The sequence below is a fragment of the Pseudomonas sp. P5_109 genome (assembly GCF_034009455.1).
Lineage (GTDB): Bacteria > Pseudomonadota > Gammaproteobacteria > Pseudomonadales > Pseudomonadaceae > Aquipseudomonas.
Map to the genome: position 1 here is coordinate 6,391,907 of NZ_CP125380.1, position 12,972 is coordinate 6,404,878.

Annotated in this window: 11 protein-coding genes; 4 read left to right on the top strand and 7 right to left on the bottom strand. The window is 61.1% G+C overall.

Annotated elements, in window-relative coordinates:
- The first annotated feature begins 343 nt into the window (after nt 1-343).
- Nucleotides 344-2,131 (top strand): hypothetical protein, encoded by a 1,788-nt coding sequence (locus QMK54_RS28500; RefSeq protein ID WP_223589871.1) that lies wholly within the window; start codon nt 344-346, stop codon nt 2,129-2,131.
- Nucleotides 2,132-2,210: 79 nt separating this feature from the next.
- Here the strand turns inward: QMK54_RS28500 and QMK54_RS28505 are convergent, their stop codons facing one another.
- The 7 genes from QMK54_RS28505 to bioB form a co-directional block, all read right to left on the bottom strand.
- On the bottom strand, nt 2,211-4,016 hold the full coding sequence (locus QMK54_RS28505) for a phenylacyl-CoA dehydrogenase (protein WP_095944826.1): 1,806 nt from the start codon (nt 4,014-4,016) through the stop codon (nt 2,211-2,213).
- Nucleotides 4,017-4,295: 279 nt separating this feature from the next.
- A complete protein-coding gene (locus QMK54_RS28510; protein ID WP_320401679.1) occupies nt 4,296-4,592 on the bottom strand; it encodes a pyrroloquinoline quinone biosynthesis protein PqqE in 297 nt (98 codons plus the stop codon).
- A 107-nt stretch (nt 4,593-4,699) separates the two neighbouring features.
- A complete protein-coding gene (gene bioD, locus QMK54_RS28515; RefSeq protein ID WP_110659821.1) occupies nt 4,700-5,380 on the bottom strand; it encodes a dethiobiotin synthase in 681 nt (226 codons plus the stop codon).
- Entirely contained in the window at nt 5,377-6,189 is an 813-nt protein-coding gene (gene bioC, locus QMK54_RS28520; protein ID WP_320401680.1) for a malonyl-ACP O-methyltransferase BioC, read from the bottom strand. The genes bioD and bioC overlap by 4 nt, the downstream gene beginning before the upstream one ends.
- Entirely contained in the window at nt 6,182-6,913 is a 732-nt protein-coding gene (locus tag QMK54_RS28525; RefSeq protein WP_320401681.1) for an alpha/beta fold hydrolase, read from the bottom strand. The genes bioC and QMK54_RS28525 overlap by 8 nt, the downstream gene beginning before the upstream one ends.
- A complete protein-coding gene (gene bioF, locus QMK54_RS28530; RefSeq protein ID WP_110659824.1) occupies nt 6,906-8,084 on the bottom strand; it encodes an 8-amino-7-oxononanoate synthase in 1,179 nt (392 codons plus the stop codon). Before bioF ends, QMK54_RS28525 begins: the two co-directional genes overlap by 8 nt.
- Before the next feature lie 166 nt (nt 8,085-8,250).
- Entirely contained in the window at nt 8,251-9,306 is a 1,056-nt protein-coding gene (bioB, locus tag QMK54_RS28535) for a biotin synthase BioB (RefSeq protein WP_110659825.1), read from the bottom strand.
- A gap of 93 nt (nt 9,307-9,399) precedes the next feature.
- On the opposite strand from bioB, the gene QMK54_RS28540 reads away from it, so the two are divergent.
- The 3 genes from QMK54_RS28540 to QMK54_RS28550 all read left to right on the top strand — a co-directional run bounded on the left by QMK54_RS28540 (nt 9,400) and on the right by QMK54_RS28550 (nt 12,935).
- Entirely contained in the window at nt 9,400-10,140 is a 741-nt protein-coding gene (locus tag QMK54_RS28540) for a ComF family protein (protein ID WP_320401682.1), read from the top strand.
- 63 nt (nt 10,141-10,203) lie between these two features.
- Nucleotides 10,204-10,968: a TOBE domain-containing protein gene (locus QMK54_RS28545; protein ID WP_320401683.1), complete on the top strand. Its 765-nt coding sequence runs from the start codon at nt 10,204-10,206 to the stop codon at nt 10,966-10,968.
- Between the two features lie 65 nt (nt 10,969-11,033).
- Nucleotides 11,034-12,935: a PhoX family phosphatase gene (locus QMK54_RS28550; RefSeq protein WP_320401684.1), complete on the top strand. Its 1,902-nt coding sequence runs from the start codon at nt 11,034-11,036 to the stop codon at nt 12,933-12,935.
- Nucleotides 12,936-12,972: the final 37 nt, after the last annotated feature.

Genomic DNA, 12,972 nt, shown 5'->3' on the forward strand with positions numbered 1-12,972 from the left:
CGGCAGTGTTGAGCGCAGTTCCATCCCTGGCCGCGCAGCCCGCATTCCAAGTGCATTGGCGGCGACTTGTATCAAATTATTTCGTAACAGGCACGACAACTGCTTTGTACACCTCAGGCTCAAGGAAATGTCTCTCGCGATTGCGCCCGTAACCGGCCGGCGCAACGCAGGTTGAAAGCATCCAGGCGGGAAGTGTCGGGCCAGACGCAGGCACTTGTCCCGGTGGATCGAGCCCCAATTCGACACCCACGGCTTTGCGCTTTTCTTGCGCAGGATTCAGCGCATCAGCAGAGCTGCGAGTCGATTGGCCGGCCACTGGTCCTGCAATATTCTGGAGAGATCCATGAGCTTATCCTCGTACGAAAAAACGCTCGCCATACCGCTGCTCCACAAGCGATTCAACAGCATTTTCGGTCGTCATGCCCTGCTCGCCACTGCCGTTACCGTCGCACTGGCCATTGGTGGTGGCGCGGATGCATTTGCCAAAAACGGCGCTGGCGGTGGAGGTGGCGGCGGTGGTGGCGGCGGGACTGCCAAGCCCCCAGCAGGGGCGACCTCGCCATTCACGACTCCCACACTGCCCGATCCGGTTTTCACAAACCCGACTGCGATACATGGGTTCGACGTTACAGGCTTTATCCAGAGCATGACGCTCGATCCCACCAATGTGAATTGCCCTGGCACCACCGATCCTGGCCGTTATGGAGGTACCGTCCAACTGAACGGCGTAACGATTACCGTCCCTTGCAATACGGTCCTGCAAATGCCGGCCAATACCCTGACATGGGCCGAGTTCGTCAGGGGCGGTACGCTGGCGCTCAACAAGGGACCGACGTCATATCCGTCGTTCGAGATCCACGTGGTGGGTAACTCTGTGTCCAACAAACAAATAGCCGGGCTGATTTTTGTCTCCCAGCAAGCCGCGAATGCTGGGAGTGGGGTCATTACCCGCATCGACTACACCAACGGCAACATCGAAGTTGACAGCGGTAATCCACTGCTGCCCACGACCCTGCAGATCAACGACCCGAATGGACGTTTTGGCCGCGCTCAAAGCCCCGACCCACGTTTCTCCGTCGATGATGCAAACCCGACTATCCACGCCGCAACCGGGTACCCGATGTGCGTGCCGCGCACGATTTCCGGGGACGATGCGCTCTGCCCACAAAAAAACCGGCCAAAAGCGGTCACTCCGACCACGACCAACAACTGCCGCAACTTCGCCCAGGCCGGCGTAACGCCTCCGGCCAGCGGAGACCTTTCTCCTCCGGTGACGGGACAGGCCTATTGCAGCCAATTCGTCATGAAGAGACTCAGCGATGCTTCGCGTACGGCAACGGACCCCGACCCGTCTCAACAGGCCCCCTTCGAAGTCGGCGACTTCATCAGTTGGGCCGGCACCTTGTTCAAGTCCGCGACAACGGGGGCCCCGGACTTCATCTCTGCGCACACGATTGAGGCCAACGTAGGGATCTACACTCAGCCCGGCTCCCAACCGAGCTATCTATCTATCGGGGAATTTGGTGTCGGTACTGCCGACCCAGCGGTAACAGCAATCGGCGGTGTCGCCCAGGAAACCCAGGACCGGATTTTCCTTGAAGCTTCAACCACCGACATCAAGACCCCGGTCGACATTTATCTGATCGATGTCAACCCATCGACTGGCGCACAAACCAACCGCTGGATTACACCCTATGAGATGACGGGTGAGTGCAATCCTGCGCTGGCCCTTGCGACCAGTTGCCTGGGCGCCACGGGTGGCATTACCACACAGAACACGGGTCCTCAGCCACAACGCGCCAGGGTTCGGGCGACCAAGGCACCCGCCGGGCTCTTGAGCCAGCCAACGCGTACCCTGCGTGTCGTTGCGCGCTCGATGTGTGTTCCACAGCAAACGCTCTCTCAGGCTGGTGTGGACAGCTGCATCCAGAACGCAAGCAGGCTGACCGTAGCCAACGGGCTGGTCGCTGGGCAGTATGTGGCACCGGTGTTCGAGTTCATCTTTCCGGAAGGCGTCAAGCCTGGTGATCCCGTTGTCCCGAACGACTTCTGGCACCTGCCATTCATACGTAACGGAGAAGGCGCCAGTACACCCGGCGGTGTCGGTCCTCTGGCTCCAACGCCATGGTGATCGGGGTCTGGTGACAGAGCAAAAAAAACCGCCGCTTGCGAAAACAAGCGGCGGTTTTTTTGAAGGACTGCGTTAAGGCTTAGTAGCCTAGGTCGAAGTTCTCTTCTTTCATGTCCATCAGGTTGTTGGCGCCCGACAGCATGGTTACGACGTGAGTGCGGGTACGCGGCAGGATGCGCTGGAAGTAGAAGCGCGCAGTCTGCAGCTTGGCGGTGTAGAACGCCTCTTCGGAAGTGCCGGCAGCCAGTTTCTCGGCAGCCAGGCGCGCCATGTCAGCCCAGAAGTAGGCCAGGCAGGCGTAACCGGAGTACATCAGGTAGTCCACGGAGGCCGCGCCGACTTCTTCGCGATCTTTCATGGCGGCCATACCGACCTTCATGGTCAGCTCGCCCCATTCCTTGTTCAGTGCAGCCAGCGGAGCGACGAACTCTTGAACCGCTTCGTTGCCTTCGTTGGTCTGGCAGAACTTGTGGACGATCTTGGTGAAGCCTTTCAGGGCCTCGCCTTGGGTCATCAATACTTTACGGCCCAGCAGGTCGAGTGCCTGGATACCGGTGGTGCCTTCGTACAGCATCGAAATGCGGCTGTCGCGAACGTTCTGCTCCATGCCCCACTCGGCGATGAAGCCGTGGCCGCCATAGATCTGCACGCCGTGGTTGGCCGATTCGAAACCGACTTCGGTCATGAAGGCTTTGGCGATCGGAGTCATGAAAGCCAGCAGTGCGTCGGCTTTCTTCTTCTCTTCTTCGTCGACGCCGTACTTGACGATGTCGACCTGTTTGGCGGTGAAGTAAACCATTGCACGGTTGCCTTCGGCGAATGCCTTCATGGTCAACAGCATGCGGCGTACGTCAGGGTGCACGATGATCGGGTCAGCGGCTTTGTCCGGCGCTTTCGGGCCAGTCAGCGAACGCATTTGCAGACGGTCGCGAGCGTATTTCAGGCCACCTTGGAAACCGACTTCGGCATGGGCCAGGCCTTGCAGCGCGGTACCCAGGCGTGCGGTGTTCATGAAGGTGAACATGCAGTTCAGGCCTTTGTTCGCCGGGCCGATCAGGAAACCGGTGGCGCCGTCGAAGTTCATCACGCAGGTGGCGTTGCCGTGGATGCCCATCTTGTGTTCCAGGGAACCGCAAGACACAGCGTTACGCGCGCCAACCGAGCCATCGGCGTTCGGCATGAACTTCGGCACGATGAACAGGGAGATGCCTTTGGTGCCGGCCGGTGCATCCGGCAGGCGGGCCAGTACGATGTGGACGATGTTGTCGGCCATGTCGTGTTCACCGGCCGAGATGAAGATCTTGGTGCCGGAAACCTTGTAGGAACCGTCGGCCTGAGGTTCGGCCTTGGTGCGCAGCATGCCCAGGTCGGTGCCGCAGTGCGGCTCGGTCAGGCACATGGTGCCGGTCCACTCACCGGAAACCAGCTTGGTCAGGTAAGCCTCTTGTTGCTCAGGAGTACCGTGCTCGGAGATGGTGTTCATCGCACCGTGCGACAGGCCCGGGTACATGCCCCACGACCAGTTGGACTCACCAACCATTTCGCTGATGGCCAGACCCAGGGACTCCGGCAGGCCTTGGCCGCCGTGCTCTACGTCGTGAGCCAGGCTCGGCCAGCCACCTTCGACGAATTGCTTGTAGGCCTCTTTGAAGCCAGTCGGGGTCTTAACGCCGGACTCGCTCCAGGTGCAGCCTTCGAGGTCGCCCACGCGGTTCAGCGGAGCCAGCACCTGCTCACAAAACTTGGCGCCTTCCTCGAGAATGGCGTCAACCATGTCCGGGGTTGCGTCGGCGCAAGCCGGAAGGCTCTGATAGTGCGCTTCGTAGCCGAGCAGTTCGTCACGAACGAAGCGAATATCACGCAAGGGGGCCTTGTAGTCAGGCATAGCGATAAACCTCTGCTGATGTAACCGGGAATGAACGACCGCATTGATTTGTTGTTGCGATCAAACAGTTGTTTGAAACATACGTTTACGCCCAAATCTTGTCAAGCGTCGATCTTTTGCCGTTCGTCATCGCAGGCTTGGATACACAGGCACGCGACAACGCAGCCGCGCTTGCGAAGCAGCCCGCCACACTGAAAAAGATTAGTTGAACAAGAAAGACTTACGCAGAAAAACGCCGCGAACAGGCGCGGCGCTGGAGGGTGCAAATTCTTTAATGAATCAAGCGTAGGTATCGATCAACGTCCCGAGCACTTCGTCGGAGGCCTTGGCGACTTTCACGCCCAGCTCCGCCTGAATCTTGCCTTGGGCCATTTCGACCATGTTGCTGGCCACATCCGATTGCTGGCTGCGATCAACCGATCGCAGCCGATCGACCTGCGCCTCGGAGGACTGGCTGGTGACCGAACGCTCGATCGTGGTGTTGGCGATCTGCCCGGCGGCTAGATCGACTCGGTTCTGCCCTGTCTGAAGGGTGCTCAGACCGGCATAAAAAGCGGTGTTACCTGAGATTTCCATGGGAGAACTCGTCCTTTCAAAGGATCAACAGCGGTCATTGAAGCAGAGTGACCGGCAAAACACCCGTCAAAAACACTAATGGCACAGTGCCTTGTCATAGGCAAAGCCTAGTCAAGCAGATCCAACTGAAGGTGTTCTGCCACTGCTTCCGCCGTGACTGACTTGAGTTTCGGTACTCGCCCCAGGCACGGCGCCGGGAGGCGCTCGGCAAGGGTGGCGAGGTTTTCTTCCAGACGCGAGGTTTTCGGGTCGATGATGTTGGCCACCCAACCCGCCAGCTGCAAACCGTCCCGGGCAATCGCTTCGGCGGTCAGCAGGGCATGGCTGATACACCCCAGTCGTACGCCCACCACCAGAATCACCGGCAGCTGTAACGCGATGGCCAGGTCCGACAGGTTGTCCTGATCCGCCAACGGCACGCGCCAGCCACCGGCACCTTCGATGAGGGTGAAATCTGCCTGCATGCCCAGAATCTGCCGCATCGGCGCCAGCAACGACTGCACCGTCAACGCCACGCCCGCCTCGCGTGCCGCCAGATGCGGGGCGATGGCCGGTTCGAAAGCCACCGGATTGACCTGTGCATAGGTCAGCGGCAGCGAGCACTGCGCCAACAGCGCCAGCGCATCGGCGTTGCGCAGGCCTTTGGGCGTCACATCACAACCGGAGGCGACCGGCTTGCCCGCCGCCGTGCTCAAACCCGCCGAACGCGCCGCATGCAGCAGGCCCGCGGCGACCGTGGTTTTACCGACATCGGTATCCGTGCCGGTGATGAAATAGGCTGCGCTCATAAGGGTTTCTCCAAAACGGCATACACCACTTGATAAGTCGCCGGCAGGCCCCGGGCCTGACGAAACTGCTCATACGCCTCAATCAAACCCATAATCCGCGCCCGGCCGGTCAAGCCACCCGGTCGACCAGGATTAAGGTTGTGCGCACCCAGCGCCTTGAGCTCATGGGTCAGGCTGCGCACATCCGGGTAATGCAGCACGTGGGGAAGGTTTTGCAGACTGACGACCCTCAAGCCACTGGCCGCACACAACTGCTGATAAACACCAAACTCCCGGAAGCGGTTGACGTGCACCATGCCATCGACTTCCCGCCAGCTGTCGCGCAATTCAAACAACGTCCCTACACAGAGACTAGCAAACGCGAAAACGCCACCCGGTTTCAGCACCCGACAGGCTTCACTGAGCACCGAATCAAAGTCCGCGCACCACTGCACCGCCAGGCTGGAGAAGATCAGGTCGCAGGTCGAGTCCCGCAGCGGTAAATGCTCGGCATCGCCGGCCACGAAATGCGTGGCACCACCCAATGGCCGGGCGTGGTTGAGCATGCCTTCGGCGATGTCCAGCGCCACACCGTGACTGCCCGCAAATTGCTCACCCAGGGCACGACTGAAATGCCCGGTGCCACAGCCCAGATCCAGCCAGCGCTGCGGGACGAAGTCCTGCGGTAATCGCGCGAGCAATTGGCTGCCGACATCACGCTGCAACTCGGCCACGCTGTCGTAGCTGGCCGCCGCGCGGGAGAAAGACGCTGCTACCTGACGCTTGTCGGGCAAGCCGCCGGGCAGTTTGGGGAAGGATAAATCAGTCATCGCCGCACTCATGCAAAAAGGCCTGGATCGCCCCCGCCACACCGTGGGGGTCCTCAAGGAGAAACGCGTGGCTGGCCTGTTCAATCAGACCGATTTCGACATCCGGCAGCATCGCCAGCAACTCGCCCGCCGCTTCCGCCGGCACCAGTGCGTCAAGGCCGGCGAACAAATGTAGTTGCGGACCGCGAAACGATTGCAATGCCTGGCGGGTATCCAGTTGTGCGAGCACTTGCAGACCGCTGAGCAGCACCGGCGCTGCGGTATTCGGAGCGCCACCCAGCATCAACCGCGACAATCCGCGAGGGTCTTCGGCGCCTTGGGCGCAGAGCAGTGAAAAGCGTTTCAACGTCGCACGCGGGTCGGCAGCACATCCCGTCAGAAACGCATCGAAGGTTTCGCCAGGCATGGCGGCCGTCCATTGTTCATGAGCGACAAAAGAGACGTTGCTGGCCAGGGTGAACACGCCACAGCAGCGATCGCCGCGTCGGGCCGCCAACTCGCAGGCGAGCATGCCGCCCAATGACCAGCCGCCCAGCCAGGCGTCTTGCGGTAACGTCGAATCGAGCTCATCGAGCCATTCTTCAAGATCGCTCGACTCCAGCTCCGGCAACGGCTCGATCTCGACGCGCAGGTGCTCATTCAGGCCGCGCAAGGCCGCTGCCAGGGGCTCCAAAGGTGAAACACCAAGGCCCCAGCCGGGCAGCAGAATCAGACGGTCACGCATGGCTTGGCTCCGGCTGCAGCTGTTGAAAACAATCGGCCAGTCCGTTTAACAATAGCTGTACCTGGGCCTCGCTGTGGGCGGCGGTCAGCGTGACCCGGAGTCGGGCGCTGCCGGCTGGCACGGTCGGCGGGCGAATCGCGGTCACCATCAATCCGCGTTCGCGCAGCATTTGTGAAAAGCGCACCGCGCGCCCGGCGTCACCGATCATGATCGGCTGGATCGGTGTGAAGCTGTCCATGAGTTCCAGGCCAATCTGTTCGGCGCCGTGGCGGAACTGGCGGATCAGCGTCTGCAAATGCTCGCGGCGCCAGTGTTCGCTGCGTAGCAGTTCCAGGCTTTTCAGGGTGGCGCAGGCCAACGCCGGTGGCTGGCTGGTGGTGTAGATGTAGGGCCGGGCGAACTGGATCAGGCTTTCGATCAGCTCTTCGCTGCCCGCCACAAAGGCACCCGCCGTACCGAAGGCTTTGCCGAGGGTACCGACCAGCACCGGAACGTCCTCCTGGCTCAGACCGAAATGTTCGACGATGCCGCCACCGTTGGCACCCAACGGTCCAAAACCGTGAGCGTCGTCGACCATCAACCAGGCGCCTTTGGCCTTGGCCTCGCGAGCCAGCGCTGGCAAGTCGGCGATATCGCCGTCCATGCTGAACACACCGTCCGTGACCACCAGCGTATTGCCGGTGGCTTTTTCCAGGCGTTTGGCCAGGCTCGCAGCGTCGTTGTGCAGGTAACGATTGAACCGCGCACCGGACAACAGACCCGCATCGAGCAGCGATGCATGATTGAGCCGGTCTTCGAGCACCGTATCGCCCTGCCCCACCAGCGCCGTGACCGCGCCGAGGTTGGCCATGTAACCGGTGGTGAACAGCAATGCGCGCGGGCGACCGGTCAGGTCGGCCAACGCTTCTTCCAGGGCATGGTGCGGGGCGCTATGGCCGATGACCAGATGTGATGCCCCGCCGCCCACGCCCCACTTCGAAGCGCCGGCGCGCCAGGCCTCGATCACTTGCGGATGATTGGCCAGGCCCAGGTAGTCGTTGTTACAGAACGCCAGCAACGGCTGGCCATCGACCACCACTTGCGGCCCCTGCGGGCTTTCAAGCAGGGGGCGCTGACGGTAGAGATTTTCGGCACGACGGGCAGCAAGGCGTGCGGCGAGATCGAAAGACATGCAGGCCTCGGACAAACAATCAAGGTAGACACCGAACCTGTAGGAGCTGGCTTGCCAGCGATGAGGGCGTCAGATTCAACATATCCATCAGTTGAGAGACCGCTATCGCTGGCAAGCCAGCTCCTACAAGTGTTTTGCATTTCAACCAGAGAAGTCGGTGAAAGACTCAGACGGCCGCGTTATAGAACTGCTCGCTGCTCTTCTGCTCCACCAGCGCCTGTTCGATAGCTGCCTGGTGCACTTCATCGGCGTGCTCTTCGCGGGCTTCCGGCAGGATGCCCAGGCGCGAGAACAGTTGCATGTCCTTGTCGGCCTGCGGGTTGGCGGTGGTCAGCAGTTTTTCGCCGTAGAAAATCGAGTTTGCGCCGGCGAAGAACGCCAGGGCCTGCATCTGCTCGTTCATGGCTTCGCGGCCGGCGGACAGGCGCACGTGCGATTGCGGCATCAGGATGCGCGCGACGGCGAGCATGCGGATGAAGTCGAACGGGTCGACGTCGTCGGCATTTTCCAGCGGCGTACCGGCGACTTTCACCAGCATGTTGATCGGCACCGACTCCGGGTGCTCCGGCAGGTTGGCGAGCTGGATCAGCAGATTGGCGCGGTCGTCCAGCGACTCGCCCATGCCGAGGATGCCGCCGGAACAGATCTTCATCCCCGACTCACGCACATAGGCCAGGGTTTGCAGGCGCTCGCCGTAGGTGCGGGTGGTGATGATGCTGCCGTAGAACTCGGGTGAGGTGTCGAGGTTGTGGTTGTAGTAGTCGAGGCCGGCCTTAGCCAGCGCTTCGGTCTGATCCTGATCCAGGCGACCGAGGGTCATGCAGGTTTCCAGGCCCAGGGCTTTCACGCCTTCGACCATCTTCAGTACGTAAGGCATGTCCTTGGCCGACGGGTGCTTCCACGCCGCGCCCATGCAGAAGCGGGTCGAACCGATGGCCTTGGCGCGAGCGGCCTCTTCGAGGACCTTCTGCACTTCCATCAGCTTTTCTTTTTCCAGGCCAGTGTTGTAGTGGCCGGACTGCGGACAATATTTGCAATCTTCCGGGCAAGCGCCGGTTTTGATCGACAGCAGGGTCGACACCTGGACGCGGTTGGCGTCGAAATGCGCACGGTGCACCGTCTGCGCCTGGAACAACAGGTCATTGAATGGTTGAACGAAGAGTGCTTTGACTTCGGCCAAAGTCCAGTCATGACGCAGGGTTGCAGTGGTGCTGGCGCTCATGGGCGTTTCCTTTGAATTATGCTTTGGCATGCGGCTGGGTAATGAAATTTCACAGCCGCTTCACAGTTGTTTCGGCATATTTAAGGAAGAGTGATGCGCTGTCAACCACGATACACAGAACAGGTTTACATCTGGTTAAAAAACAAACAGTCATGCCTTTTGTGCGATGAGCCGGCCGACGGCATCCCTCCTGTCTGCACGGCCTGCGAAACCGAGTTGCCTTGGCTCGGCGATCATTGCATGACCTGCGCCCTGCCGCTTCCGGCCGCGGGCCTTACCTGCGGCCATTGCCTGAAGCAGCCACCGGCCTTCGAACAAGTGATTGCTCCCTGGACCTACAGCTTTCCGGTAGACAGTCTGATCACCCGCTTCAAACACAACGCAAAGTGGCCGTTTGGCCGCCTACTCGCCGAACTTTTCGTCCAATACCTGCAAGATCGCTTCGAAAACGATCTGCAGCGACCCGATATGCTGATCCCGGTACCGCTGGCCAACCGGCGCCTGCGCCAACGCGGGTTCAATCAGGCGGCAATGCTGGCTCACTGGCTGGGTGCCGGTCTGGATATCTCTTGCGACGAACGGTTGCTGCTACGAACCCAGGACACCGACGCCCAACAGGCCTTGAACGCCGAAGCCCGCCGAAAGAACCTGCGCAACGCTTTCGCCCTCGCACCCGGTGCGGTCGTCAAAGGCCAGCACCTGGCCCTGGTCGACGACGTCCTGACCACCGGTGCCACGGCCCAGTCCCTGGCTCGCCTGCTGATGGACGCCGGTGCTGCACGGGTCGACGTCTACTGCCTGGCCCGCACACCCAAACCCGGTGAGACACCCTGACTTGACTCACGCGGCCCAAGCGGCCAACGTCCTCACCCTCGTTACCAGCCAAAGCGACTTGCCATGTCTTTGCCAACCTTGTTGTCCCAGCACATTGTCCGCCGTCCGCAGCGCATCGCCCTGCTGCAGCACATCGCCGAACAGGGCTCGATCACCCGCGCGGCAAAGAGCGCGGGTCTGAGCTACAAGGCCGCCTGGGATGCAATCGATGAGCTGAACAACCTTGCGCAGAAGCCTCTAGTGGAGCGGATTGTCGGCGGCAAGGGCGGCGGCGGTGCCCGCCTCTCCATCGAAGGTGAGCGGGTGTTGCGGCTGTACCAGAAGCTGCAAGCCTTGCAGGCTCAAGTGCTGGAAGCCGCCGAGGACGCGAGCGATCTGGACCTGCTCGGGCGTTTGATGCTGCGCACCAGCGCGCGCAATCAGTTGCACGGCAAGGTGAGCGCAATCGAGCCTCAGGGACGCAACGACCTGATTCGCCTGGAAGTCGCCGAAGGGGTGATCGTCGACGCGCAAATCACCCACGACAGCACCGAGCGCCTGGAGCTGCAGATCGGCACCGAAGTCGTGGCATTGATCAAGGCCGGCTGGCTTGATGTGTTGGAAATCAATTCCGCCGAAACACCGGGAAACAATTGCCTGAAAGGCACCATCGAGAAGATTCTCGACGCCGACGATGGCCCCAGCGAAGTGCGCATTACCCTGCCCAACGGTCTGACACTGTGCGCCCTGGACGAGCCTCAACATCTGCAGGCATTGGGACTGACCTGCGGCAAACCGGTGCGCGTGGAGTTTTCGCCGTCCAGGGTTCTGCTGGGTACGCCGCTTTAAGCAAACTGCAACAAAAGGTTCATTACTCATCATTAAGGTGTCAGCAAAACCGCAGGGAGCCTGAAATGAGCCTATTAGAAGAAAACCAGTCCACCGACCTCGAAACCATGGTCGGCCTCAGCCGTCGCGGCTTCATCAGCGCAGGTGCCCTGTGCGGCGCCGCGATGTTCCTCGGCGGCAATCTGCTGAGCCGCAGCGTGATGGCCGCCAGCGTCAGCGCCGGTAACAGCCAGTTGCTGGGTTTTGACAGCATTGCCGCCGCCACCAGCGACGCCATCACCCTGCCAGCGGGCTACAAGTCCTCGGTGCTGATCAGCTGGGGCCAACCCCTGCACAAGGACGGCCCGGCGTTCGACCCAAGCGGCAACGGCAGTGCCGAACATCAGGAAGCCCAGTTCGGTGACAACAACGACGGCATGAGCCTGTTCGAATTTCCGGGCGAAAAAGACCGGGCGCTGATGGCGATCAACAACGAATACACCAACTACCGCTACCTCTACGCCCACGGCGGCATGCCGCAATCGGCGGAAGACGTGCGCAAGGCACTGGCCTGCGAAGGTGTGTCGGTGATCGAAGTGCAGCGCAAGAATGGCCAATGGCAATTCGTCCAGGGCTCGCGCTACAACCGCCGCATTCACGGCAATGCGCCGATCACCATGAGCGGTCCGGCCGCCGGTCACGCCCTGCTGAAGACCAGCGCCGATCCGCACGGCAAGAACGTCCTCGGCACCTTCCAGAACTGCGCCAACGGCAAGACGCCGTGGGGCACCTATCTGACCTGTGAAGAGAACTTCACCGACTGCTTCGGCAGCAGCAACGCCGAGCAGAAATTCGACCCGGCGCAAAAACGTTACGGCGCGGTGGTCACCAGCAAAGAGATCAACTGGCACCCGCACGACGAACGCTTCGACCTGGCCAAGAACCCCAACGAACTCAACCGTCACGGCTGGGTGGTGGAGATCGATCCGTTCGATCCGCAGTCGACACCGGTCAAGCGCACGGCCCTGGGTCGCTTCAAGCATGAAAACGCCGCCCTGGCCGAAACCGGCGATGGCCATGCCGTGGTGTACATGGGCGACGATGAGCGCGGTGAGTTCATCTACAAATTCGTCAGCCGCGACAAGATCGACCACAAGAACCCCAAGGCCAACCGCGACATTCTCGACCACGGCACGCTGTACGTGGCGCGTTTCGATGCGGGGGACGGCAATACCGATCACCCGAAAGGCCAGGGTGAATGGATCGAACTGACTCACGGCAAAAACGGCATCGACGCCAGCAGCGGTTTTGCCGATCAGGCCGAAGTGCTGATCCACGCGCGTCTCGCCGCCAGCGTGGTGAAAGCCACGCGCATGGACCGCCCGGAATGGATCGTGGTCAGCCCCAAGGATGGCCAGGTCTACTGCACACTGACCAACAACGCCAAACGCGGCGAAGACGGGCAACCGGTGGGCGGGCCGAACCCGCGCGAGAAGAACGTCTACGGGCAGATCCTGCGCTGGCGCACCGAACGCGACGATCACGCCTCGCACACCTTTGCCTGGGACCTGTTTGTGGTGGCCGGCAACCCGACCGCGCATGCCGGCGCGCCAAAGGCCGGCTCGTCGAACATCACCCCGCAGAACATGTTCAACAGCCCGGACGGCCTGGGCTTCGACAAGGCCGGACGCTTGTGGATTCTCACCGACGGTGATGTGAGCAACGCCGGTGACTTTGCCGGCATGGGCAACAACCAGATGCTCTGTGCCGACCCGGTAACCGGCGAGATTCGCCGTTTCATGGTTGGCCCGGTAGGTTGTGAAGTGACGGGGGTCAGCTTCTCGCCGGACCAGAAAACCCTGTTTGTCGGGATTCAGCATCCGGGCGAAAACGGCGGTTCGACCTTCCCCGAGCATCTGCCCAATGGCAAGCCGCGCTCATCGGTAATGGCGATTACCCGGGAAGACGGCGGGATCGTCGGCGCCTGATCCGGCCTCTTCGCGGGCAAGCCCGCTCCCACAGGAG

Excerpts from the sequence above, each read along its gene's own strand:
- QMK54_RS28500 (WP_223589871.1), top strand. The coding sequence starts at position 344 with ATGAGCTTATCCTCGTACGAAAAAACGCTCGCCATACCGCTGCTCCAC.
- bioB (WP_110659825.1), bottom strand. The coding sequence starts at position 9,306 with ATGAGCGCCAGCACCACTGCAACCCTGCGTCATGACTGGACTTTGGCC.
- QMK54_RS28525 (WP_320401681.1), bottom strand. The coding sequence starts at position 6,913 with ATGCGTGACCGTCTGATTCTGCTGCCCGGCTGGGGCCTTGGTGTTTCA.
- QMK54_RS28540 (WP_320401682.1), top strand. The coding sequence starts at position 9,400 with ATGCGCTGTCAACCACGATACACAGAACAGGTTTACATCTGGTTAAAA.
- bioD (WP_110659821.1), bottom strand. The coding sequence starts at position 5,380 with ATGAGCGCAGCCTATTTCATCACCGGCACGGATACCGATGTCGGTAAA.
- bioF (WP_110659824.1), bottom strand. The coding sequence starts at position 8,084 with ATGTCTTTCGATCTCGCCGCACGCCTTGCTGCCCGTCGTGCCGAAAAT.
- bioC (WP_320401680.1), bottom strand. The coding sequence starts at position 6,189 with ATGACTGATTTATCCTTCCCCAAACTGCCCGGCGGCTTGCCCGACAAG.
- QMK54_RS28545 (WP_320401683.1), top strand. The coding sequence starts at position 10,204 with ATGTCTTTGCCAACCTTGTTGTCCCAGCACATTGTCCGCCGTCCGCAG.
- QMK54_RS28505 (WP_095944826.1), bottom strand. The coding sequence starts at position 4,016 with ATGCCTGACTACAAGGCCCCCTTGCGTGATATTCGCTTCGTTCGTGAC.
- QMK54_RS28550 (WP_320401684.1), top strand. The coding sequence starts at position 11,034 with ATGAGCCTATTAGAAGAAAACCAGTCCACCGACCTCGAAACCATGGTC.
- QMK54_RS28510 (WP_320401679.1), bottom strand. The coding sequence starts at position 4,592 with ATGGAAATCTCAGGTAACACCGCTTTTTATGCCGGTCTGAGCACCCTT.